Origin of the sequence: Snodgrassella communis, from assembly GCF_914768045.1 — a bacterium.
Lineage (GTDB): Bacteria > Pseudomonadota > Gammaproteobacteria > Burkholderiales > Neisseriaceae > Snodgrassella > Snodgrassella communis.
Map to the genome: position 1 here is coordinate 160,097 of NZ_CAJZCD010000002.1, position 23,543 is coordinate 183,639.

Here is a 23,543-nt window from a genome sequence, read left to right on the forward strand (position 1 = left end):
GTGAAATTGCAAAGTAAGATTGATAAGGTTAAATAGTGGCAACAAGTTACACTGGTACTTTAATCAATAAATATTTGTATTATTGACAATTGCATGAAATATCTTGATACGCGTTTTAGATCTGGGAGCCATGAATGCCGCTATGTATTACTCGATCCACAGTATGGCTGATGTTAACTTTAATTGCTATATTCGGATTGAATGCCTGTGCTACTTTGCAATATCAGCCTGTGGCTACGATTGATCACGTTGATGAACACAAGGGCTATCGTCTGCAAAACGCTTTACTAAACGATAATACAGATAAAAAAGATAGTGTAATCGGTATTGTTATGTTTTCTGGTGGCGGAACCCGCGCAGCAGCCTTTGGCTATGGTGTTCTTGAATCGCTGAAAAAACAGCAGGTCAAAATAGATAACAGGCAAACCAGTTTACTGGATACAGTGGATGTGGCCTATGGCATTTCCGGTGGTTCGGTACTGGCTACTTACTTTGGTCTACATGGTGCTGAAACGATTCCCAGATTTGAGAAAAAATTTCTCAATCAGAATTTGCAGAAAATGTTAATCGGGCAGGTTTTTTCGATGGCAAACTGGTCGCGGCTGGCTTCTCCGGAGTTTGGCCGTGGAGATTTGCTACAAGAACAGCTGGATTTACATTTATATCATGGTGCTACCTATGCCGATTTAAAGAATAAACGTCAAGGGCCGTTTATAGTAATTAGTGCTACGGATATGAGTCTGGGCAGTCGGCTGGATTTTACTCAAGAATATTTTGATTTACTTTGTCTGGATTTAACCAAGGTGCCTATTGCGCGGGCTGTGGCTGCTTCCAGTGCAGTACCTCTGGTATTTGCTCCGGTTACGTTCAACAACAATGGCGGCAACTGTCACTACCAGTTACCAAATGATATGGTGGACAGCAATAATGTGGATGCTACTGGTACAACAGAATTCCGTGCTAAGATGCGCGCGGCTTACCGCGCCAATCTGAAACAGTATCAGGACAGTCAGAAGAGGCCTTATATTCATTTACTGGATGGTGGGCTGACTGATAATCTTGGCTTGCGCAGTTTGCTGGATACAACCGAACTATATAGTAATAAAACGCTCTACGACCGTCTGGAATCAGCGAATATTCATAAAATCTTTATCATTAATGTCAATGCACAGTCACAGCGAAAAAGTGAAATTGACGGTAGTGCCAGTGTTCCGGGCACGGCGGATGTGGTTAAGGCATTAACCAGTATTCCTATTGAAAAGTATTCCGAAGATACGCAGAATCAGTTTCAGAAATATGCCGAATGGTGGAATGATAACCGTAGTGAAAAAACGCCGCGTCTCTATTATATTAGTGTGAACTTGCTGGATTTGCCACCTTCACCTTTACGAGAAAAGGTTATTCATATTCCAACTACATTTTATCTGGCTCATAGCGAAGTCAATAATCTGCGCAAAGCTGCTAAACAGTTGCTGGAACAATCTTCTGAGTATCAGCAGTTAATTAAAGACATTGGTGTGCCTGCTTCAGCAACTGCGACGGAATCAGATACGCCAGATGATGAAGTATCTGGTGAAGATGCAGATTCTGCAACGGATACGAGAGACACTGATATAGTTAATAAACCACAAAATGATCTGAATAATGTAGTCAATTTTATTAACACTGAATCGCTGCCGGTATTACGCTGATTTGCCGGCCAAAGCAATTAAACAGGCCGATATCGAAGCAGTTTGCATTTTGTGGTTGTCTTTGGCCAGAATTCAATAATTTTCTGCACAAAACATCATTACTAAAAAGCCTGAAACTTTTCTTTCAGGCTTTTTTAATTTCTTTTTGCCGGTAAGTATTAATGAGCTGGTCAGATTCAAGACATGGTTATACTGCGTGAACAATAAAAATCAGAACCTGATCTAATCAATGTATGAATTATTTGATTAGTCTTGTATTGCCTGTTATTGATCAGTTCTACTGATAGATTTTACAGATCATTATGAAATTACATTGTGTAAACTTTATGTAGTAAATTGGAATCAATTGCTTACAAGCCAGTATGAATTGTTTAATCTACAATTTGTGTTAATTTTATTAGCATTTTCCTTTGAAAAAAACCAGATTTTGTTGTGATATGGACACAAAAACAAGAAAAAAAGACCAGCTTTTTAATTGAAATTCTTGTTTTGATTTCAATTTATTATGGCGTTTTTCTGGGTTGCGGAAACGTTTATATAGCTTAATATTTATTTATGCTAGGTATATAAATATATTTAAAAAAAAATGAATTATATGTTTGTATGCTTAAGCTACCATTAATAAGTTAATTTTTAAATTTTTATATTCATAGCATGTTTTTTTATCATCTTTATTTATATATTAATAAATTGTTCTAAACAAAGTCTTAACTTTTCTATTTTAAATCAATGCCAAAATCTCCAAATGCGTCTGTTGGAACAAGTGTGAAATTATTCTTACATATGAATTAAAAGTTACTGTTTTAATTAAATATATGCTTTTGGTTTTAACAAAATACTAAAGTTATCATTTATTTTCATACCTATGAAAATAAAGACAAAAATTAAAATCTCACAAGCGCAGACTAATCTACGTTCATTCAGGAGAAGGTAGACATATGTTGAATTGGGTTTTGACTAATATTCAGGAATCGCCGGTCATTCTGCTGTTTCTGTCGTTAAGTCTGGGTTATTTACTGGGCAGTATCCGCTTCGGTAAATTCCAGCTCGGTGGGGTTGCTGGTTCTCTGTTGGTGGCTGTGTGTTTAAGTCTGCTCAATGTTCACATTGATTCTGGTCTTAAAGCATTGCTGTTCACTTTATTTATTTATGCAGTAGGTTATGAGAGTGGTCCTCAGTTTTTCCGTTCTCTGGGCGTAAAAACCCTGCGTGAAATTTTTCTGGCACTCTTTATTGCCATTACCGGTTTCATTACCGTCATGATTATGGCGCGTTTGTTCCATCTAGATAAAGGTTTGGCTGCCGGTCTGGCTGCCGGTGGCTTAACCCAGTCCGCTATTCTGGGTACAGCAGCTGATGCCTTAACCCATATGGGGCTGCCCGCAGACCAGTTACAGCAATTGCAGGCCAATGTAGCCATTGGTTATGCAGTGACTTATATATTTGGTTCATTGGGTGCAATCATTATCTGTATGAATGTGCTGCCGAAAATCATGGGGCGCGACATTCGCGATGATGCGGTAGCCGCTGAAGCTGAGCAACTGAAAGGTGCTATGGCACTTGAAGGTAATCAGGGGATGGCGATTACACAGATGGTTGGTCGTATTTATGTGGTTGAGCGTGATATTCATAAAACCATCAAAGATATAGAGCTGGAAAATCTGGGTATTACTATCGAGCGCATCAAACGTCATGGCAATCTGATTGATTGTACGCCGTCTACACTACTGAAACAGGATGACATTATTCTGATTGTCGGTCGTCGCGAAGCGGTTACCTCTGTCAGCAGCTTGTTTGGTCGTGAGCTGGATTCAGAACATGGTCTGGAAGTTATTGTTGAAACTAGAAATGTCGTATTCCGTAACCCTGAGTATGCCAACAAAACCATGGCTGAAATCCGCTCTAAAGTACATCTGAGTGACGCCGACTTTGAAATTCAGCATGGTATCTATCTGGTTGCCTTGCATCGTAACGGTGAAAAGCTGGATATCACGCCAGACACCGAATTCAAGCTGGGCGATGTAATGACCATTTATGGTGCTACCAGCGATATCAATCGTGTTGTTCATATCATTGGCGCACCGATTACTGTTAACAGTAAAACTGATTGGGCTTATCACGGTTTAGGTGTGGTACTTGGTCTGATTATCGGCTGGATAGTGGTTCGTGTCGGCAATATTCCGATTACTTTAGGTGCTGGTGGTGGTGCATTGTTATCTGGTTTGTTTTTTGGCTGGTTACGTGCCCGCAAACAGACATTTGGCAATATGCCGGCTGCGGCATCGCAGTTCATGAAAGACTTTGGTCTGGCTGGATTTGTGTCTGTAGTAGGTTTGCAGTCTGGATTACAGGCGATTACGACTATCAAAGAACATGGATTAACTCTGTTTTTGATTGGGGTCGTGGTTACTCTGGTTCCAATGATTCTGGCTATCTTCTTTGGTCGCTATGTGCTCCGTTACGATAATGCAGCAATATTTGCAGGTGCATTGTCTGGTTCACGTAGTGCCAATCCTGCATTTGGTGAAGTTCTGGATAAAGCAGGTAATGCCATTCCAACTACACCATTTGCTGTTACATATGCATTAGCCAATGTGTTCCTGACATTGTTAGGACCATTGATTGTGGCTCTTGTTTGATATGTGCTTTTAATTTCTTGAGGAAACTATTATGAATTCAAAACATGATTTTGAAAAATATGCTAATTTAAGTCCATTTGAGTTGAAAAACCATCTGATTGACTTGGCACAGAGCCGCAATGATCGCATGATGCTGAATGCTGGTCGTGGTAATCCTAATTTTTTGGCTACATTGCCTCGCAATGCGTTTTTCGAATTAGGTTTGTTTGCTGCTGAAGAATCTGAAATTTCTTTCTCCTTTCTGGATCAGAATATTGGCGGCATGCCTTTTAAAGATGATTTAATGGCACGCTTTGACGATTTTATCCGTCGCAACCGCCACAAACCAGGTGTAGATTTTCTGAGCAAAGCCATGTCTTATGTGCGTGACCAGCTTGGTTACAACCAGCATCAGTTTTTGTTGGAAATGACCGAAGGCATTTTAGGCTGTAATTACCCGGTACCAGACCGTATGCTGCGTCTGTCTGAAGAAATTGTTAAAACCTATATTCTTAATGAAATGGGTGCAAAAACAATGAGTAATGACGATATTGACCTGTTTGCAACTGAAGGCGGTACTGCTGCGATGGCATACATTTTCAGTTCACTGAAACAAAACGGTTTGATTCGTCACGGTGACAAGATTGCTTTGGGTGCGCCGATTTTCACCCCTTATCTGGAAATCCCCGAACTGAATGATTACGAACTGGAAGAAGTACTGATCAACGCAGATCCGAAATTAGACTGGCAGTATCCTGAAAGCGAATTGCGCAAACTGGAAGATCCCTCAATCAAGGCATTCTATCTGGTTAACCCCTCTAATCCGCCTTCAGTGAAGATGGATGATCGCAGCTTGCAGATTATTGCTGACATCGTGAAGAAACGTCCAGATCTGATTATTCTGACTGATGACGTATACGGTACATTTGCTGAAAACTTTGAATCCCTCTTCACATTGTGTCCATACAATACTATTCTGGTTTACTCATTCTCCAAATACTTTGGTGCAACTGGCTGGCGTCTGGGCGTCATCGCGACAGCAAAAGAAAATGTACTGGACAAGAAAATTGCTGAATTGCCTGAAGAAGAACGTCAGGTATTGCATAAACGTTATCTGTCCATTACACCAGAACCGGAAAAACTGAAACTGATCGACCGTATGGTTGCCGATAGCCGTGCTGTTGCCCTGAACCATACTGCTGGTTTGTCTACGCCACAACAGGTACAAATGGTGCTGTTCTCTCTGGCTGAAATGATGGATACCAAGAAACAGTACAAAGATGCGCTGATGGCGTTGATTCGCAACCGCAGTGCTGCCATGTACAAACAGCTTGGCATTAAACATGAGTTTAATGAAAACAGCGTAGATTACTATACTCTGGTAGATATGGAAGATACGGCTCGTCAGTTATATGGCGATGAGTTTGCAGAGTGGGTTGTTAAAACCAAAAATCCTAATGAACTATTGTTCAGAATTGCAGATGAGTCCGGGGTAGTATTGTTGCCGGGTAAAGGCTTTGCTGTTCGCCACCCATCTGGCCGCGTGTCTTTAGCCAATCTGAATGAATACCAGTATAAAGCCATTGGTACCTCACTACATAAATTGGCTTGTGAGTATTATGAAGAATTTAAGGCTAACAAATAATTAATTTTATTTAGCCTGAATCAGCGCCGTACTTTTGAAAGTACGGCGTTATTATTATATCTTTATCAGCATATAAAACTGTCTGATTCGAAATCTCACCGTTAAACTGGTATGATTCCCTCTGTTAAACCCGATTTGAATTTATAAAGGAGCGTAAAAATGCGTGTACATTTTATTATTCATGAGGATTTTGAAGGCCCTGCGGCTTGCGAAGAGTGGGCGAAAAACAGAAATCATCAGATCTCATATTCTCGTCTGTATCTTGGCGAGAAACTGCCGGATTCTGCCGCCAATCTGGATATGCTGATTATTATGGGTGGCCCGCAATCACCATTAACTTCAATTCAAGAATGCAGCTATTTTGATAGTAACGCAGAACAAAAACTGATTATTAATGCTGCTGAACAAGGTAAAGCAGTACTGGGTATCTGTCTGGGCGCACAGTTAATAGGGCAGGCACTGGGAGGAATGGTAGAAACAAGTCCCAATAAGGAAATAGGCTATTTTCCGATACATCTGACACCAGCCGGCCTGGCTGATGAACTCATTATGCATTTTGGTAAAGTGCTAACTGTGGGGCACTGGCATGGTGACATGCCAGGGTTAACACCGCAGGCAGAAGTTCTGGCTTACAGTACCGGCTGTCCGCGACAAATTATCCGTTATGCGCCCTTAGTATATGCCTTTCAATGTCATTTAGAGCTGAATACAGCAGCGATTGATGCATTAATTGCGCATTCCAGTGCTGATTTGAGTAATGCGGGCAAATTGCCTTTTATACAATCTGAGCAAGAAATCCAATCATTTGATTACTCAGCCATGAATCAGGAATTATTTATTTTTCTGGATAAATTTGTGCAGCGTTACCAGACGCTGCAAGGATGATAAATCAGCATTCTCTGATTTCGGTTTAACTGCTTATTCGAATATTACTGTTGCTTACTGAGAAAAGAATCGCGCCATAGCTGCTTGAGCCTGCGCTTTCAGAGAAGGTGTAATGGTTGCTTGCAATTGTCTGCATACCATGGTGATAACAGCTATGTCGTCGGTAAACCCGAATGGTCCTAGAAAATCAGGAATGAGGTCTATCGGACTGATAAAATACACCAATGCACCCAGTATCAGCATTTTACTGCGTAAAGGTGTCTCGGGTGATTTAAACAGCAGATATAAAGTATATAACTGAACAGCAACCGGTTTGCCCAGATGCAAGGCATTTCTGGCCAGCTTGGACAGAAAGTTCTGCTCATTAAACCAGTGACGGCGTCTATTTACACTTTTGGGTAATAAATTCATAGTACTAATGCTTTCGTGTCAATTGGTTGCTTGCTCAAACTTATTTAAGTACAGAAGGAAGTAGGGCTACTTTTAACCGAGCCTGATGGCGTTGCTGGTAAAAGCGAACATCAAACCACCAGAAAGCCGATTTTTTTACCGACCAGAATTGTTCAGGTAACCAAGAACCATTAAGTAAATAGGCGCAAAACTGGCCAATCCACGGCTGATGACCAATCCATACCTGAGTGGTGGCTGGAGACTGCTGTTGCAGAAATGTAGCCAAAGCGAGGGGGTGGCTGTCCGGATTAAGTAACTTATGAATAGATACAGGCTGTTTAAGATAACTTGCCGTTTGCTGTGTCCGTACTGCTTCGGAGCAATATACCTGATAATTGTCTGGCAGATGTTGCTGTAGCCACTGAGCGCTAAGCTTAGCCTGTTGCTGGCCTTTATTGGTTAATTTGCGAGCCAGATCATCCGAATTGTTCTCAGCTTCGGCATGACGCCATAAAATTAAATCCATATCTTACTCCTTTGGATAATAGTATCTGTGTGCAGAGAGCTGTTATGCTTATGTTACAATTGTTTGGTTTGCAGACAGTTATCTGATAGTAGTGGCATTATGATGGTTCTGGCAACGTTATACAGACTATCTTTGTATTTTTTAATCATGCATTAACATTGAAAGACTGGTGTGAATCGAATTTCTGCTCAAGAAGAGCTGGCGCATAAAAAGAGCTGGCAGCTTGTGGATCGCCTTCAAACTTATATGCAGCTAATGCGTATAGATCGCCCAATCGGCACTTTGCTGCTGCTGTGGCCAACCTGGTGGGCGCTATGGATTGCTGCTGATGGGCACCCAGACGCGCTTCTGGTATTGCTGTTTGGGCTAGGTACATTTCTAATGCGCAGTGCTGGATGCGTAATTAATGATTATGCAGACCGCCATTTTGATGGTGCCGTTGAACGTACCTGTCAGCGGCCGTTTGCCTTAAATAAGGTTAGCAAAAAAGAGGCACTTACCTTAACTTTAGTATTGTGTATTCTGGCGGCATTGTGTTTACTGCCCATGAACCGGCTAACTTGGATGATGAGTATTCCGGCATTGTTTCTCGCCATTACCTATCCCTTTACCAAGCGTTTTTTCCCTCTGCCGCAGCTGTATCTTGGTCTGGCATTTTCGTTTGGTATTCCTATGGCATTTGCTGCTGTCAGCAATCATGTACCATTGATTGCGTGGGTGTTGCTGGCAGCCAATACTTTATGGACATTAGCCTATGATACTATTTATGCCATGGCCGACAAAGAAGATGACCTGAAAATTGGTATTCATACTTCTGCGATTACTTTCGGTGAACATGATATTACTGCGGCTATGCTGTGCCATGCAGGCTTCGATATTTTGATGATTCTGGCTGGCTGGCTGATTCATGCCAGTTTCTGGTACTGGCTTGCCCTGCCTTTAGTGCTTGGTTTGCAATACTGGCAGTGGCTCAAAATCCGTACTCGTGACCGTAAAGTATGCTTTACTGTTTTTGTGCGCAATAACCGGATCGGACTTATCTGGTTTGCCGGATTGTTACTGCATTACTGGCTGGGTAAGCCATAAATAATTAGCGCAGTACCAAGCAGACAAGAGATTAAATTTTTTGTACTTTGATTGTATTTAAATAAATTGCACATTAATCGGGCGGTAAATATCCTTACTCGGATGCTTACGGCTTAGCGTGCAATTTGATAGGAATTGAAAATGAGCATGAGCTTAATTGGGGATATTTTACCGGCTTCACATGTGATTCTGGATTTGAATGTAAGCAGTAAAAAACGTCTGTTCGAAGAGGCTGGTCTTTTATTGGCCGAAGTAGCAGGACTGTCGCAGGAGGATGTGTTTAATTGCCTGTTTGCGCGTGAAAAACTAGGTTCTACAGCATTAGGTAAAGGTGTAGCTATTCCTCATGGCCGTATTAGTGCAGTAACCGATACCGTAGGAGCTTTTTTTCGATTGCAGACACCCATCGCATTTGATGCACCGGATGAACAGCCGGTTAGTATGGTATTTGTGTTACTGGTACCGGAAAATGCTTCCACCAAACATCTGAATGTCTTATCAGAACTGGCCGGAAAATTTTCACAAAAATCTGTACGCAATGCCTTATTATCCGCAAACAGTGCCGAAAGTGTGCGCGAAATACTGCTCGCAGATCAGATTTAAGGACAAATTATCATGCCCAGTATATCGGTACGGCGCTTATATCATGACAACCAGACCAAACTGAAACTTGCGTGGTCGGCTGGTACGGCTGGTGCAGATAATCGCATCAGTATTGATGCCGATAAGCCAGTGCTGGCACTAGTCGGCCACCTGAACTTCATTCACCCCAATCAAGTACAGGTGATCGGCATAGCAGAAGTGGAATATCTGAATAAAATTGAGGCTGGTGAAATTACCACCACACTCAATGAATTATTCGATTTAACCATGTCGCTGATTATTGTTGCCAACGATTTACCCGTACCCTACATGTTGCGTGATTATTGTCATACGCATAATGTACCATTGCTAACTTCGAAGGCTGAAAGTCCTTTTCTGATGGATGTATTACGCATCTATCTGCAACGGGTGCTGGCAGCCTCCACCGTTAAATATGGCGTATTTCTGGACGTTTTTGAAGTTGGCGTATTAATTACCGGTCAGTCTGGACTGGGAAAAAGCGAGCTGGCGCTGGAACTCATATCGCGCGGACATGGTCTGGTAGCTGATGATGCAGTTGAATTGTACCGTATCGGGCCGGAAACACTTGAAGGGCGCTGTCCAGCCATGCTGAAAGATTTTCTTGAAGTTCGCGGATTGGGCGTATTGAATATCCGAGCAATTTTTGGTGAAACGGCTGTGCGACCCAAAAAGCAATTACAGCTCATAATCAATCTGGCACTGGCCGATGACAGTCATATGCAGCGAATAGATCGTCTGAGTATAAAAAGCGAAACCGAAAGTATCCTGAACGTATCCATTCGCAGTGTGACCTTGCCTGTAGCAGTTGGGCGCAATCTGGCCGTATTAGTAGAAGCAGCTGTTAGTAATTTTATTTTACAAATGCGAGGACAAGACAGTACAAAGCAATTTCTGGATCGTCATAACTCAATGCTGAAAGAGGATGCTGTGATTCATGAGGATAATATTGATTAGTGGATTGTCCGGTTCTGGAAAATCTATTGCTTTGCGTTTACTGGAAGATGTTGGTTTTGTCTGTGTCGATAATTTGCCGGTAAAGCTTTTACCGGGTCTAATTGAACACTATGCAGCCAGCCATGTAGCACAGCTGGGTGTAAGTGTGGATATACGTTCTCGCTTTAATCCGGCTGAAGTACTGGAGCTGGTAACCCGCCTGCGTGCTCAGGGACATCAGGTTGATTTATTGTTTTTAACTTCTTCAGTGGCCGTATTGCTCCGCCGGTTTTCTGAAACTCGTCGCAGTCATCCGCTTTCACAGGAGCACAAAACCCTAAATGAAAGTGTTGCGGCTGAACAGCAATACATGTCAACCTTACAAAGCTATGCTTATGTAATTGATACCTCACTGCTGAATGTGCCGCAATTGCGCCGGCAGATACAGCAATGGCTGCATTTGCCCGTGGCACCTATGCGCGTAGTGCTGGAATCCTTTGGCTACAAATATGGTGTACCTGCTGGGCTGGATTTCGTCTTTGATGTACGCTTTCTGCCCAATCCTTATTATGATTTCCACCTGCGTCCCTTTAGCGGGCTGGATGAACCTGTCAGGGCTTTTTTTGCCCAGCAGACGGTGATGGCTGAAATGATTAAAGATTTAGCTGATTTTCTACTGCGCTGGTTACCGCAAATGGAAAAGGAAAGTCGCAGCTATGTTAATATTGGTATCGGCTGTACAGGTGGTCAGCATCGTTCAGTTTATATCGTAGAAGCTCTGGCGCAGCAGCTGAATGTATATAGCGTACTGGTACGGCACCGGCAGTTAGAGTTAAGTAAAAATTCTGAAAAAACGGTATAATAAGAAAAGTGAGTTATTCAGGCAGCCCGTATTTAGGCTGCCTGTGTGTTTTTTTGTATAAGAGTTTTGTGTATCAGACAAGGACAGTTTATGGCTATTCAATGGTATCCCGGGCATATGAACAAAGCCAAAAAAGCCATTGCCGAGCGGATTAAAAGTGTGGATATGGTTATCGAAGTACTCGATGCCCGTTTACCGGCTTCCAGTGCCAATCCGTTGCTGGCAAAACTGTCTGGCGACAAGCCCAAACTGAAAATTCTGAATAAACAAGATTTAGCTGATCCCAAGCGCACTGAATTATGGCTGGCAGATTATCGTTCTCAGCCCAATACCAACGTACTGGCACTGGATGCATCGGAAAAACAGGCGGCCAGCAAAATTATTGCAACCAGCCGCGCACTGATGCCAAACCGTCATGGTTTAGATCATCCATTAAGAGTGCTTATCTGTGGCATTCCTAATGTCGGTAAATCTACACTGATAAATGGCATGCTGGGTAAACGCAGCGCCAAAACAGGCAATGAACCGGGTATCACCAAGGCCGAGCAGCGGTTGATACTGGCTGATGATTTCTGGTTATATGATACACCGGGAATGTTATGGCCAAAAATTATTGTAGAAGAAGCCGGTTATAATCTCGCTGCCAGTGGGGCGGTAGGTCGTAATGCACTGGATGAAGAAATTGTTGCGCTGGAATTACTGGACTACCTGCGCAGGCACTATCTGCCTTTACTACAGCAACGGTATCAGGCTGATCTGAGTGAAAGCCCGCACTGGCTTGATGACAAATGGTTAGAATGGATTGGTCGTAAGCGTGGTGCATTGTTAAGTGGAGGCCGCATTGATTACCAGAAAGCCGCTGAACGTCTGCTCACAGATTTCCGTGACGGACTGATTGGCCGTATCACACTGGAAACACCTAATCAATGGGCAGTATGGCTGAAAAAAGGACAGCAGCACGAAGCACAGCTTAAAATGGAACGGGCAGCCAGAAAAGCAGCACGCAAAGGTTAATTCCTCATGGACAATTTAAATCAGCATTTAACGCATACAGATACATAATTATGAATCATTCTGTTTCCATCGAAGCATTGATTGAAGCTGCACTACTAACCCAAAGCGAGGCATTAAGCGAACAAGTATTAGCATCCTTGAGAGAACCGCCGTTATCAGCAGAGGAATTAGAAGGCATACTGTCTGCACTGCGTGAGCGCTGGCAGGAGCGGGCATTAAATCTGGTACACACCGCACAAGGCTGGCGTTTTCAGGTAAACAGTGCAGCCTATCCGCAACTGGCCAGTCTGGATGTACAGCGTACACCACGTTATTCGCGCGCGGTACTGGAAACACTGGCTATCATTGCTTATCAGCAACCAGTAACACGCAGCGATATTGAAGCTATCCGAGGAGTAGCTGTTTCAAGCAATGTTTTACAAACCTTACAGGATCGGGGCTGGATAGAAATTATCGGCCAGCGCGATAGCGTGGGACGGCCAAATCTGTGGGCCACCACAACAGCTTTTTTAAGTGATTTACAGCTGGAAAACTTAAATCAACTACCACCTTTAACAGAATTGGGTGAACTGGTTTTACCCGATTTAAATGAACCTGCCGTGGCACCGGCTACCGCAGAAGAACCGTCTCATGACGGATTAGGAGTATAAACATGAGTCAAGCCAATAGAAAATTAACCAAACGCCAGATACGTGATGGCGTAACCAGTAAGAGCAGTAAACCTACAGTGGGCAAACATATCGCAGGTAAAGTTAAATCTGCTTTTAAACAGCAGAAAGAAACTGCCCGACAGTCCTTGTCCTCACAGCCTGAGACAAAAGTTACTGCCAAAGTCAAAGTTCAGCGCGCCCGAAAACTGATTCAGCGTACCCCGAATCAGGAAATTTTACAGCGTGCCCGGGTACTGAAAAAACAGCGTATCAATCTGGAAAAAATGGAACCTGTGCGTCTGCAAAAAGCACTTGCTGCCTCGGGTGTAGGTTCACGGCGAGAAATGGAACAGTGGATCAGTCAGGGCATGGTACGGATTAACGGTAAAGTAGCTCAGCTAGGCGACAGAATAACCCCAGATGATGAGATTAGTGTGCGCGGATCAGCCATTAACATTAAATGGCCCGACCGCTTGCCACGTATCATGGTGTATTACAAACAGGAAGGCGAGATAGTCAGTCGCGACGATCCACAAGGACGTACCAGCATATTTGACCGATTGCCACAAACAGTCAGCAGCCGCTGGGTAGCAATAGGCCGTCTCGATATTAATACATGTGGTTTATTGATACTCACCACCTCCGGTGAACTGGTAAATCGTTTTGCACATCCGAGTTTTGAAGTAGAGCGGGAGTATGCCGTACGCGTTCTGGGTGAACTGAGCATTGAACAGAAACAAAAACTGCTTGATGGTGTTGAACTGGAAGATGGTACCGCCCAAGTACAATATCTATCCGAACAAGGAGGAGAAGGGGCTAACAAGTGGTATAAAATTGTCATCAAAGAAGGGCGCAACCGTGAAGTAAGACGTCTGTTCGAAAGTCAGGGACTTACTGTGAGCCGTCTGGTTCGGGTACGCTTCGGACCGATTGCATTGCCCAAAAGACTCAAACGGGGGCAGTATTATGAATTCAATGAGTTTGAAGTCGCCAATATCATGAAATGGGCAGGGCTTTATCATTCAGATTCGGTAGGAAAAAGATAGCATTTTAGTGTGAAATTTTGACAAACAAAAATCCTATTATATTTTATATCAGATTAATCAATGTAGTAAAACATTTACATTATATCTGGCATATATTGATTTGCATCAAAATAAATAGTTTTTTTGTATACGGATTAATTAAATACTTTGTATTCTTTTGCTAATTGGCGCAATATATATACCTTAATTTCGACTTATGTATTATTTGCTTGGTTGTCCACATTCAAGAAAATGGAGTCATAATGATTTCACCAATGCAGGTGCCTGAAACTGAACACCGTACATTTGAATTGACACATTACGATGGGGTAACGCGCACCGTATATTGTACTGATGTAGAAACAGAATTTCCTGATGGCTGTCTGATTACCTCAAGAACAGATCTGAAAGGTATCATTACACATGCCAACGAAGTATTTGTGCATATGAGTGGGTGGTCACTTGATGAATTAATGGGTGCTGAGCACTATATTCTGCGCCATCCCGATATGCCAAAAGTAGCTTATAAAGACTTGTGGGACACAGTGCAACAAGGAAAAAAATGGCACGGCTATGTAAAAAATCTGCGCAAGGACGGTGGTTTTTACTGGGTTTATGCCACTATTATTCCCAATATCCGTGATGGAGTCATTCAGGGTTATACATCAGTGCGTCGCAAGCCATCACGCAGCAAGATAGTGGAAATGCAGGGTCTCTATGAGGGACTGATAAAAGAAGAACGGGGTAATTCATGACTATTAATTTTTTAATTGCGCCCGATTTTTCTCCAGAATTCTATGCAGGCTGGCATTTTCTCAATACCCGTCTGCAACGGCTGATAGATGCTCCTGTGCATTTGTTTATGGCTACCAATGCAGAAGAACAGCGGAAGGCTATAGACAGCGATACAGTTGATATTATCTATGCCAATCCATTTGATGCTGCCAAGTTGATGCGCGAGTTGGGCTATTTACCTGTAGTCCGTCCGGTAAACCGTTTCGATGAAATGGTAATTAGCAGCTCAGCAGAGAGTGAAATAAAATCACTGCAAGACATCAAACCGGGTATGTCGGTTCTGTGTACAGAAAATTATGATGTTAAGTTGATCGCGTTACGCTTATTAGAAGCGGTCGATATAGAAGAAAAAGACTTAACATGGATTAGCAGTGAATCATTTTCAGCAGTTGCGCGTGGATTGATTCAGGGGGAGGGTGATATTGGTTTATTTATGTCTTCAGCATACTATAAACTGACCTCACTTACCCGCAGCCGCTTAAATTTATTGATTGAAAGTAAGATCAATGATTTATATCATGTCGTGCTGTTGCATCCGCGTCATGCCAGTATGCTTGAAACATTGCAGAAAGCATTTAGCACCATGCATGAAACAGTGGCAGGCGAAATGTTGCTGGAAGACATAGGTCTGAGCGAAGGTTTTTCTATCTTAGAGAATGAAGAAGTAGAATTACTGATTGACCTGATTGAAACATTACGCGATTAAACCCCATCGTTACTTTTTTATCTTATAATTAGCAACGCAACTTGTTGATGAAAACAGGTTGCGTCGTTTTTTATAGTTCAAGCACCGGTTATTCGTGTGAATCAAGTTAGTTTGCAAACAAAAATGAATTCGCCCAGATTACATCTTGCGCCTATGCAAGGGTTGATTGATGCGCCCATGCGTGATCTGCTAACCCGCATTGGTGGCTTTGATGTCTGTGTCACTGAATTTGTACGTATTACTCATACCGTACATGGACGTTCTATATGGCTAAAATACATGCCAGAACTGGCACATAGCAATCAGACACAAGCTGGTACAGCCGTAGTAGTACAGTTATTGGGCAGCCATGCTGAAAATATGGCTTTGAACGCACAAAAAGTGGTCGAACTGGGTGCTACTCATATTGATTTGAATTTTGGTTGTCCCGCACCCACAGTGAATCAGCATCAGGGTGGGGCTGTCCTTTTGCAATATCCGGACAAAATAGAAGAAATAGTGGCAACTGTGCGCCGGAGTTTACCGGCTAAAATCATGCTCAGCGCCAAAATGCGCCTAGGCTATGAGAATAAGAATCTGGCACTGGCCTGCGCACAGGCAATAGAACAAGGCGGAGCCGGCGAGCTTACCGTACACGCGCGCACAAAAACCGAAGGCTATCGGCCACCAGCACACTGGGAATGGATTGCCCGCATCAGGCAGTCTGTTAGTATTCCGGTTATTGCTAATGGTGACGTATTTACGCTGGCCGATTATCAGCAAATTCGCTCTGTTAGTGGCTGTAAGGATGTCATGTTAGGGCGAGGTGCCGTTCAACGGCCGGATCTGGCAAGACAAATTGCAGCTTATAATCAAGGTGAAATAATTCCTTCTTTATCATGGCTAGAAATTTTGCCATGGATTAACGATTTTTTTAATTGTTGCTGTAATAAAGATGCAGCCAATCACAATTATCCAGTAGCAAGATTAAAACAGTGGTTGGCGCAGCTAAAACTGGTCTATCCACAAGCCGAACAATTATTTGCACAGCTGCGTACCCTTACCAAAATTGCCGATATTCGCCATATTCTTCTTACACAATTAAAATATTAGTTGTGAGAATTGTATAAAATGGCTTTTATGGCATATTACTAACTAGTAGGCTATTTTTAACTTATTTTTGTTGGTTATGCTTGCTGAGAAATATATCTTGGATGATAATACCCAAAATAATAATGTTTTTTAAATGAAAATTAAATCATTTAATGAAAAAATTTTAATAATTTGTTGTCAGCGAATTTTTAAATAGATGTTGATAATAAATTTTTTTTATTAAAATAGGCAACAGTACTGAAATAGCTGGGAACAGTCAGACAGCTATTAGAACTAGGAACTCATGTTAATGTGGCATTTAAAGATAGTTATATTAATATGATGCACAATATACTCTTTATCAGAAATCACTTGATAATAAGACTAATAGAAAACAGCTAATTTATTGCTTAATATTTACATGTATGCAAAATACTGCTGCAATTGCTGAATATTGCGTTTTACGCTATCGTTTCTAATGGTGTAGGTATTTGCAGCGGAATATATACGATTATTGACTAACAGGCGTTGCCAGAAATAATAACAAAGATAATATAAAATTATTTACTGGTATATTAAGAGCCATTCATAAGTAAAAATGAAAGTCATGAGGCAGTATTAGATTATGCTATAAATAAGCAAAATGAGAAATAATAGAATTCTTATCGCATATATTATCAATTATAATATAATCAGCTATTAACAGAAAGCCCGATAACTGGATGAGCCATAAAATTATTCAATCTGCTAGCAATAGTGAACTTAAGCATCTGTCTCGTTTGATTGCGCAATCGCATTATCGTTTTCAACATAAGCAGGCGGTGCTGGAGGGAATACATCTTATTCAGACATTTATGCAGGCGGGGCATTCAATTCAAACATTGTATGTGCCACAACTGCGCGTGTTTGATAATGAAATCGCTGCCCTAATAGCCCAATTACCAGAACAGAAGGTGGTATTTGTTGCTGATTATTTATTAGATAAAATCAGTGATTTAGTCAATTCAAAAGAACCAGTTGCAATTGTACAGTTATTAGCAGATCCCGATACAGCAAACATTGGTGATGTGGTACTGTTAGAACGCGTTCAGGATCCGGGTAATGTGGGTACTATTTTACGCAGTGCACTGGCTGCCGGTATTGATAATATTGTGCTGAGTAAAGACAGTGTTGACGTTTGGTCACCTAAAGTATTGCGTGCAGCAATGGGCGCGCACGCTTATCTGAAGATTCAGACTGTGACTGATTTAGCTGCATGGTGCGCAGATTACACCTGTCTATTATATGCTACTGCACTAAGCACATCAGCTAAAAGTATTTATTCATTAAATTTGACTCAACCAGCGGGCTGGCTTTTCGGTAATGAAGGTAGTGGTTTGAGTGCAAAAATACTACAAACAGTGTCCAGACATGTGATTATCCCAATGAGTGGACAAACAGAATCGCTCAATGTAGCCATGGCTGCAACTATCTGTTTATTTGAGCAACAACGACAGCGGCTACAAACTAGGGGGATACTGGATAATTGATATCTTTATTAATTTGGTAGGGATAATTATCTTAAATCTTAAAATAAGATGTTATCAGGGGCAAACACGGCGGACAAACGGCTAGTTTGATGTTATCCTGAAATCTTCCAGAATGTGGATATTTAAGACATTTCGAGCATGAATAAACGAATTCTAACGACTATTGTCGCAATTGTGGCAGTTATATTGCTTATTGCGCTGGCATTACCTTATTATTTAGGGGTCAAAGCCCAGCAAAGTCTGGACGACCAACGCGCTTTAATGGCTAAAAGCCCTTTTCTTGTTATTGATAAACAGAGCTATCGGCGTGGCTGGTTTACTTCTACAGAAACCATACAAATACATTTTAAGCCGAGTTTTTTTGCCGGTGTGCAGCAGCAATTGCCTGATAATGTTCGCACGGTGCTGCAACAACCAGTTACTTTGGTTAATCATGTTCAGCATGGTTTATTTGCTGGCAGTATTCGTCCTGTTCGCGCGCATGTAACAACTGAATTGCGCTTCACTCCACAGGCGCAGCAGATTTTAGCGCGCTTTTTTGGGCAGGAAGCTCCTGTTAAGTTAGAAAATACAATTAATTTAAGTGGCAGTGGCCAGATGCATGTGGTAATACCAAAATTCGATTATGAAGAATTGTCTGGTATCAAAATCAGCTGGCAAGGGCTGGAATCAACGATAGATTACGCTAAAGATTTTAATAGTTATGACAGTCATACTGTCAGCCCAGGGCTGGATATGATTCTTGCTACCAAAGGGCGCGCTTCTTATCAGGATTTGCAGCTTAACAGTCATACTGAATATGGTAAAACTTCACTGGCTTTAGGTAATAGTAATCTGGGTATCAAGACTATTACCTTTAATTGGAACGATACTACAGACAATACTATCCGTTTGGATCAGTTGGTTAATCTGGTTACTAACTTGCAGATTGGTGCCTTTATCAGCCCGGCTGGCAATAGTATGCCTACCAAAATTATGATTCAGGATTTGAAACTGGCCACTTCTACTGAGGAAAAGGATCAGTGGATTAATAGTAATGGTAAGTTTGGTTTTGCCAAGTTGCAGTATGGGAATGATATCTATGGCCCGCTGAATATTGATGCTTCGGCTGAGCATCTGGATGCAGCCAGTCTGGTAGCAATCAATAATAAAATTACCCAATTATCAACTCAGAATTTGAATAATGAGCAGTTACGTGCAGCAATTGTAGAGGCAGTACGCAATGAGGGACTGGGTTTGTTTACTCATGACCCACTTCTTAAACTCAATACTTTTAAACTGCAAATGCCGCAGGGGCTGATTGATATACATGGTAATCTGGGATTTAAAAGTTTGCTTGCTTCGGATATGCAACAACTGGGTCTGATGCTGAATAAGATGGATGCGGAAATGGATTTTGCTATTCCTCAGGCCATTATAGAAAATTTTGCCATCAGTCAGGCACGGGCGCTGTTTACTGTAGATGCGAGTGCCGGCGGTGCTGAAGCTCTGGAAGATATTGATCAGACTATACGTCTGATGATCGATAGTGCAATTAAATCTATGCAGGCACGTGGTTATATACAGGTGACTAATGGTATTGTGAAAACACACTTGAAACTAATCAATGGTAAAGTTTATCTGAATGGCAAAATATGGAATATTGAGCCTGAACCAGAGAATGAACCAGATTATGCTGAATTGCCGGCAGCCTCTGCACCAGAAGTTGCTAATACTGATAAGTAATAATGAAATGATCAAACCCTCTTAATCAATTGATTAAGAGGGTTTTAAAATATGTGTCTGTTTGGTGAATATCACTGATTAGGTAATTTAACTTCGAAATAGTAGGGTACTTAAGTAAAAGTAGAGTTTTGTCTCCATTAATCTCTACTAGGGCTTTAATGAAAAATAAATAACAGTGTATGAGTTGGCAATTTTTTTGATTAAGCTCGGCAAATATTTGCTTAAGGTTTAGATTTTCTGTCTCCAGTTTATTTAAATATTTGATATTTTATTATTTTGTATTTTCTGTCATATATCAAACTGGATTATCGATGTGATATTTATGGCAAAGTATATTTTATATAATATGGTTATTGCATTTTAAATTTGTAATTTATATATGATCAGGTTAATTTGATTTTGAGGGGGTAAAAATAAAAGCAGCCTATTCTTTGTTAGATAAGCTGCTTTGTTGAGATGAATAAGTGCGTTTAGTTGTTAATCTGGGCTGTTAATTCCCGTGTTTCGTGGAAACTGATATCTGGCCAACGTTCTTCGGTAAGTGAAAGGTTAACGCGGTTGGGGGCAAGGTAGGTGAGGTTGCCGCCAGCATCAGTAGCTAGGTTGAGTATATTGGCTTTTTCAAATTCGGCCAGTTTTTTCCGGTCGGGACAGGATACCCAGCGTGCTGACCAGATGCTGACTGATTCAAATACGGCATCAACGCCATATTCATTGGCCAGACGGGCAGTAACTACTTCAAACTGTAATACGCCTACAGCGCCAAGTATTAGGTCGCCACCATTGTGTGGTCTGAATACTTGTACGGCACCTTCTTCACCCAGTTGCTGTAATCCTTTTTGTAGCTGTTTCATTTTTAGCGGGTTTTTAATTCGCACGGCACGGAACAATTCGGGTGCAAAAAAAGGAATACCGGTAAAGGTAAGGCGTTCTCCTTCGGTGAAGCTGTCGCCAATCTGGATATTGCCGTGGTTGGGAATGCCAATAATGTCTCCGGCGAAAGCTTCTTCAACCAGTTCACGCGTGTGAGACATGAAAGTTACGACGCTGGAGGCTGCTATATCGCGGTTTAAACGCAGGTGTTTGATTTTCATGCCTCGGGTGAATTCGCCGGAGCATACGCGCAAAAATGCAATGCGATCGCGGTGTTTGGCATCCATGTTCGCCTGAATTTTGAATACAAAACCGGAGAATTTGTTTTCAGTAGGCTCAACCACTCGCTCGAGGGTTTCGCGTGGTTGTGGCGCCGGCGCCCAGTCGATCAGGGCATTAAGAATTTCTTGAATGCCAAAGTTATTGATGGCCGAACCGAAGAAGACGGGGGTAAGTTCGCCGCGCAGAAAGGCATCTAAATCGAATTCATTTGAAGCTGCCTGTACCAGCTCAATTTCTTCACGCAGTTGCTGTATTTCTATGGGAAAAAGTTCGTCCAGACGGGCGTTGTTAATGCCTTTGATTACGTCAAATTGGTGTGGTAATTTTTCGCCACCGGCTTCAAATAGGTAAATCTCATCATTGAGGATATGGTATACACCTTTGAAGTTTTTGCCCATGCCAATTGGCCAGGTAATAGGGGCGCAGCGTATATGCAGGATATTTTCAACTTCATCAAGCAATTCGAGTGAGTCTCGCACTTCTCGATCGTATTTATTCATGAAGGTGACAATGGGGGTGTCACGTAATCGGCAGACGTTTAAAAGTTTGATGGTTTGTGCTTCTACGCCTTTGGCTGCATCTATTACCATCAGGGCACTGTCTACGGCGGTGAGTACGCGATAGGTGTCTTCGGAAAAGTCTTCATGGCCGGGTGTATCGAGCAGGTTGACGACATGCTGACGATAGTCGAACTGCATGACAGAAGAGGCAACGGAAATGCCGCGTTGTTTTTCGATTTCCATCCAGTCTGAGGTGGCAAATTTTCCAGACTTTTTACCTTTTACGGTACCGGCAGACAGAATGGCTCCGGAAAACAATAATAGTTTCTCGGTAAGGGTAGTTTTACCGGCGTCTGGGTGGGAAATAATCGCAAATGTGCGGCGGCGTGCCGCTTCTTGGGCAATCTGACTCATGTTTTTGTATTCTGCTGACAATAAAAACAAGACGGCTATGGCCGTCTTGTAGAAGTATGTATTGTAGCACAGGTTGATATGAAATCTGCTAGTTGTGTGATTTATCGGTGCTAATAGCGGATTTTAATGGTTGGAATTGAGTTTCTGGTGAGTCTGTTGGGGTACAACCAGCGTTTGGAAAAAACCGGAATCAGCTAATGTTTATTTTATATAGGCACTTTCTTTTTTTTATTTGAATATCAAAAATCTATTAAATATACTTGGCGGCAGTTTGTATGAAAAATATCTGCTACGGATGATTATTTGCTGTTTCAGGTATTTCCGGTAATAACTGTGGTAAAAAAGCATTTTTTTATGGTTAGGGGATGATTATTACATTGTAGTTGTGTTTCGGCTGCGCTATGTTTGATTACGGCCAGAGCTAAGGTGGCTGTTTCTTGTTGTACTTGATTGATTATGAGTCCGACTTCTTCGTTGTTGCTGTCTGTGATGGTATCGCCGGCAGTGAGTATAGCGGTTGTTTCAAGCAGAGCCAGCCCGCGTTTAACCTGACCACGATATTGAGCACGGGCAATGATTTCCTGACCGGGATAACAGCCTTTTTTGAAGTGGACAGCGCCAATCAGTTGCTGGTTGAGCATTTGTGCCACACAAGTTTCTGTGGTGGCTGCGCTGATCCATGGAATGCCACTATTGATTTGCTGTACCTGCCATGCTTTAGCTGTTTCTGTATTTAATGGTGGCAGCTGGTTGATTTTACCAATCTGAATAGTGGTGTTGTCTGGCAGGGTTATTTGCCAGATTTGGTTTTTCTGGGTAGCTGATAATACATATTGGGGCACGGGTTCTGCCTGTACGGTTGTAATGGCCGGTATGCTGACAGCGACACTCCATTCATCCATACTTTGCAGTTTTACTTTGCTGCGCATGATGTAAATCTGTAGCTTTTTCTGTAATGTCTCACACAGGTCGGCTGCGGCAATGAGAATGATATCTTCGTCTCTTTTTAATACTACTATGTTGGCTATTACGCGGCCTTTGGCTGTGTTATAGGTAGCTAAACAGGCCTGACCTGCCGATAGATGGTTAATGTCGTTGGAGAGCTGATTATGCAGAAATGAGGCGCGGTCTTCGCCGCTTACCCGAATCAGTCCGAAAAAAGGCATCAAGGTAGATGCTGAGTGTGTCATGGCTACTTCCTGGTTCATTTGTTGGGTTTTATTATAAGGTTGAAATTTTAATAAACAAGATAAAAGCTCCGCCCAAATTCTGGTACGGAGCTTTGATGAGAAAGCTGGTAAGGGTGTTATTTACCTTCTGCTTTTGCTTTCAGTTGTTGATACATTTCAGGATGCTCGTTTTTAAGCAGTTCAGCTACTTCCATATTTGTGCGATTGAGTTTGCTTAATTCCAGCTGTTCTACGTGTACGAGACGTACCAGTTCACGAACAGGTTTCGGAATGTTACGACCAGCTTCATAACGGGAGCCACCAGATTGAGTAACGCCAACCTGACTCCAGAACTCAATTTGATTTAGTCCGAGTTTTTTACGGATTTCGCGCACATTGCTGATAGGTTTAAAAGCTTTCATATTGTTATACCTTAAAAACAAGTTGTCTATGTGTTAGTAGAATTAATTAATATGATCATTCATAAACATTTAATTATTTTGGTAAGTTTAGTCATTAAAGTAATGACT

21 protein-coding genes are annotated in these 23,543 nt (G+C 41.9%); 16 read left to right on the top strand and 5 right to left on the bottom strand.

Annotated features, from left to right (window positions below):
- Positions 1-170 precede the first annotated feature (170 nt).
- From MJ761_RS02770 to MJ761_RS02785, 4 genes are all read left to right on the top strand, one after another.
- Positions 171-1,691 (top strand): patatin-like phospholipase family protein, encoded by a 1,521-nt coding sequence (locus tag MJ761_RS02770; RefSeq protein WP_176715020.1) that lies wholly within the window; start codon positions 171-173, stop codon positions 1,689-1,691.
- A 938-nt stretch (positions 1,692-2,629) separates the two neighbouring features.
- On the top strand, positions 2,630-4,330 hold the full coding sequence (gene aspT, locus MJ761_RS02775) for an aspartate-alanine antiporter (protein WP_093090581.1): 1,701 nt from the start codon (positions 2,630-2,632) through the stop codon (positions 4,328-4,330).
- A gap of 31 nt (positions 4,331-4,361) precedes the next feature.
- Positions 4,362-5,954, top strand: coding sequence for a bifunctional aspartate transaminase/aspartate 4-decarboxylase (locus MJ761_RS02780; RefSeq protein WP_037405641.1), 1,593 nt, complete (start codon positions 4,362-4,364; stop codon positions 5,952-5,954).
- Between the two features lie 159 nt (positions 5,955-6,113).
- Complete coding sequence (locus MJ761_RS02785; RefSeq protein WP_093090579.1) at positions 6,114-6,839, top strand: type 1 glutamine amidotransferase; 726 nt, start codon at positions 6,114-6,116, stop codon at positions 6,837-6,839.
- A 54-nt stretch (positions 6,840-6,893) separates the two neighbouring features.
- Here MJ761_RS02785 and MJ761_RS02790 read toward each other — a convergent pair whose 3' ends face one another.
- Positions 6,894-7,250, bottom strand: a complete 357-nt coding sequence (locus tag MJ761_RS02790; protein ID WP_093090577.1) for a YkvA family protein — start codon at positions 7,248-7,250, stop codon at positions 6,894-6,896.
- 40 nt (positions 7,251-7,290) lie between these two features.
- Positions 7,291-7,755 (bottom strand): SixA phosphatase family protein, encoded by a 465-nt coding sequence (locus MJ761_RS02795; RefSeq protein ID WP_093090575.1) that lies wholly within the window; start codon positions 7,753-7,755, stop codon positions 7,291-7,293.
- Between the two features lie 246 nt (positions 7,756-8,001).
- On the opposite strand from MJ761_RS02795, the gene ubiA reads away from it, so the two are divergent.
- The 12 genes from ubiA to MJ761_RS02855 all read left to right on the top strand — a co-directional run bounded on the left by ubiA (position 8,002) and on the right by MJ761_RS02855 (position 19,775).
- Positions 8,002-8,841: a 4-hydroxybenzoate octaprenyltransferase gene (ubiA, locus tag MJ761_RS02800; RefSeq protein ID WP_093090832.1), complete on the top strand. Its 840-nt coding sequence runs from the start codon at positions 8,002-8,004 to the stop codon at positions 8,839-8,841.
- Between the two features lie 147 nt (positions 8,842-8,988).
- Positions 8,989-9,444, top strand: a complete 456-nt coding sequence (gene ptsN / locus MJ761_RS02805; RefSeq protein WP_037406051.1) for a PTS IIA-like nitrogen regulatory protein PtsN — start codon at positions 8,989-8,991, stop codon at positions 9,442-9,444.
- Positions 9,445-9,456: 12 nt separating this feature from the next.
- Positions 9,457-10,419 (top strand): HPr(Ser) kinase/phosphatase, encoded by a 963-nt coding sequence (gene hprK, locus MJ761_RS02810; RefSeq protein ID WP_037405632.1) that lies wholly within the window; start codon positions 9,457-9,459, stop codon positions 10,417-10,419.
- Positions 10,400-11,260 carry an RNase adapter RapZ gene (gene rapZ, locus MJ761_RS02815; protein ID WP_093090573.1) on the top strand — a complete coding sequence of 287 codons (861 nt, stop codon included), beginning with the start codon at positions 10,400-10,402 and terminating at the stop codon, positions 11,258-11,260. The genes hprK and rapZ overlap by 20 nt, the downstream gene beginning before the upstream one ends.
- A gap of 90 nt (positions 11,261-11,350) precedes the next feature.
- Entirely contained in the window at positions 11,351-12,274 is a 924-nt protein-coding gene (ylqF, locus tag MJ761_RS02820; RefSeq protein ID WP_093090571.1) for a ribosome biogenesis GTPase YlqF, read from the top strand.
- A 50-nt stretch (positions 12,275-12,324) separates the two neighbouring features.
- Positions 12,325-12,924, top strand: a complete 600-nt coding sequence (scpB, locus tag MJ761_RS02825; RefSeq protein WP_093090569.1) for an SMC-Scp complex subunit ScpB — start codon at positions 12,325-12,327, stop codon at positions 12,922-12,924.
- Between the two features lie 2 nt (positions 12,925-12,926).
- Positions 12,927-13,970 carry a pseudouridine synthase gene (locus MJ761_RS02830; protein ID WP_093090567.1) on the top strand — a complete coding sequence of 348 codons (1,044 nt, stop codon included), beginning with the start codon at positions 12,927-12,929 and terminating at the stop codon, positions 13,968-13,970.
- 242 nt (positions 13,971-14,212) lie between these two features.
- A complete protein-coding gene (locus tag MJ761_RS02835; RefSeq protein WP_239348691.1) occupies positions 14,213-14,704 on the top strand; it encodes a PAS domain-containing protein in 492 nt (163 codons plus the stop codon).
- Complete coding sequence (locus tag MJ761_RS02840; protein WP_093090565.1) at positions 14,701-15,450, top strand: PhnD/SsuA/transferrin family substrate-binding protein; 750 nt, start codon at positions 14,701-14,703, stop codon at positions 15,448-15,450. The genes MJ761_RS02835 and MJ761_RS02840 overlap by 4 nt, the downstream gene beginning before the upstream one ends.
- Before the next feature lie 123 nt (positions 15,451-15,573).
- Complete coding sequence (locus MJ761_RS02845; RefSeq protein ID WP_093090563.1) at positions 15,574-16,542, top strand: tRNA dihydrouridine synthase; 969 nt, start codon at positions 15,574-15,576, stop codon at positions 16,540-16,542.
- A gap of 701 nt (positions 16,543-17,243) precedes the next feature.
- Positions 17,244-18,050, top strand: coding sequence for a TrmH family RNA methyltransferase (locus tag MJ761_RS02850; RefSeq protein ID WP_093090561.1), 807 nt, complete (start codon positions 17,244-17,246; stop codon positions 18,048-18,050).
- A gap of 138 nt (positions 18,051-18,188) precedes the next feature.
- Complete coding sequence (locus tag MJ761_RS02855; RefSeq protein WP_093090559.1) at positions 18,189-19,775, top strand: YdgA family protein; 1,587 nt, start codon at positions 18,189-18,191, stop codon at positions 19,773-19,775.
- A 470-nt stretch (positions 19,776-20,245) separates the two neighbouring features.
- Here MJ761_RS02855 and MJ761_RS02860 read toward each other — a convergent pair whose 3' ends face one another.
- The 3 genes from MJ761_RS02860 to MJ761_RS02870 form a co-directional block, all read right to left on the bottom strand.
- Positions 20,246-21,844 (bottom strand): peptide chain release factor 3, encoded by a 1,599-nt coding sequence (locus MJ761_RS02860; RefSeq protein WP_093090557.1) that lies wholly within the window; start codon positions 21,842-21,844, stop codon positions 20,246-20,248.
- A 311-nt stretch (positions 21,845-22,155) separates the two neighbouring features.
- Complete coding sequence (ygfZ, locus tag MJ761_RS02865) at positions 22,156-23,034, bottom strand: CAF17-like 4Fe-4S cluster assembly/insertion protein YgfZ (protein WP_093090555.1); 879 nt, start codon at positions 23,032-23,034, stop codon at positions 22,156-22,158.
- 116 nt (positions 23,035-23,150) lie between these two features.
- Positions 23,151-23,435, bottom strand: a complete 285-nt coding sequence (locus MJ761_RS02870) for a helix-turn-helix domain-containing protein (RefSeq protein WP_037405617.1) — start codon at positions 23,433-23,435, stop codon at positions 23,151-23,153.
- Positions 23,436-23,543: the final 108 nt, after the last annotated feature.

What these genes read in the sequence shown, in the direction of transcription:
- ubiA (WP_093090832.1), top strand. Translation starts at nt 8,002, where the DNA reads ATGCAGCTAATGCGTATAGATCGCCCAATCGGCACTTTGCTGCTGCTG.
- aspT (WP_093090581.1), top strand. Translation starts at nt 2,630, where the DNA reads ATGTTGAATTGGGTTTTGACTAATATTCAGGAATCGCCGGTCATTCTG.
- MJ761_RS02795 (WP_093090575.1), bottom strand. Translation starts at nt 7,755, where the DNA reads ATGGATTTAATTTTATGGCGTCATGCCGAAGCTGAGAACAATTCGGAT.
- scpB (WP_093090569.1), top strand. Translation starts at nt 12,325, where the DNA reads ATGAATCATTCTGTTTCCATCGAAGCATTGATTGAAGCTGCACTACTA.
- MJ761_RS02840 (WP_093090565.1), top strand. Translation starts at nt 14,701, where the DNA reads ATGACTATTAATTTTTTAATTGCGCCCGATTTTTCTCCAGAATTCTAT.
- MJ761_RS02835 (WP_239348691.1), top strand. Translation starts at nt 14,213, where the DNA reads ATGATTTCACCAATGCAGGTGCCTGAAACTGAACACCGTACATTTGAA.
- MJ761_RS02855 (WP_093090559.1), top strand. Translation starts at nt 18,189, where the DNA reads ATGAATAAACGAATTCTAACGACTATTGTCGCAATTGTGGCAGTTATA.
- MJ761_RS02850 (WP_093090561.1), top strand. Translation starts at nt 17,244, where the DNA reads ATGAGCCATAAAATTATTCAATCTGCTAGCAATAGTGAACTTAAGCAT.
- rapZ (WP_093090573.1), top strand. Translation starts at nt 10,400, where the DNA reads ATGAGGATAATATTGATTAGTGGATTGTCCGGTTCTGGAAAATCTATT.
- MJ761_RS02790 (WP_093090577.1), bottom strand. Translation starts at nt 7,250, where the DNA reads ATGAATTTATTACCCAAAAGTGTAAATAGACGCCGTCACTGGTTTAAT.
- ptsN (WP_037406051.1), top strand. Translation starts at nt 8,989, where the DNA reads ATGAGCTTAATTGGGGATATTTTACCGGCTTCACATGTGATTCTGGAT.
- MJ761_RS02780 (WP_037405641.1), top strand. Translation starts at nt 4,362, where the DNA reads ATGAATTCAAAACATGATTTTGAAAAATATGCTAATTTAAGTCCATTT.
- MJ761_RS02860 (WP_093090557.1), bottom strand. Translation starts at nt 21,844, where the DNA reads ATGAGTCAGATTGCCCAAGAAGCGGCACGCCGCCGCACATTTGCGATT.
- MJ761_RS02870 (WP_037405617.1), bottom strand. Translation starts at nt 23,435, where the DNA reads ATGAAAGCTTTTAAACCTATCAGCAATGTGCGCGAAATCCGTAAAAAA.
- MJ761_RS02785 (WP_093090579.1), top strand. Translation starts at nt 6,114, where the DNA reads ATGCGTGTACATTTTATTATTCATGAGGATTTTGAAGGCCCTGCGGCT.
- MJ761_RS02770 (WP_176715020.1), top strand. Translation starts at nt 171, where the DNA reads ATGTTAACTTTAATTGCTATATTCGGATTGAATGCCTGTGCTACTTTG.
- hprK (WP_037405632.1), top strand. Translation starts at nt 9,457, where the DNA reads ATGCCCAGTATATCGGTACGGCGCTTATATCATGACAACCAGACCAAA.
- ygfZ (WP_093090555.1), bottom strand. Translation starts at nt 23,034, where the DNA reads ATGACACACTCAGCATCTACCTTGATGCCTTTTTTCGGACTGATTCGG.
- MJ761_RS02830 (WP_093090567.1), top strand. Translation starts at nt 12,927, where the DNA reads ATGAGTCAAGCCAATAGAAAATTAACCAAACGCCAGATACGTGATGGC.
- MJ761_RS02845 (WP_093090563.1), top strand. Translation starts at nt 15,574, where the DNA reads ATGAATTCGCCCAGATTACATCTTGCGCCTATGCAAGGGTTGATTGAT.
- ylqF (WP_093090571.1), top strand. Translation starts at nt 11,351, where the DNA reads ATGGCTATTCAATGGTATCCCGGGCATATGAACAAAGCCAAAAAAGCC.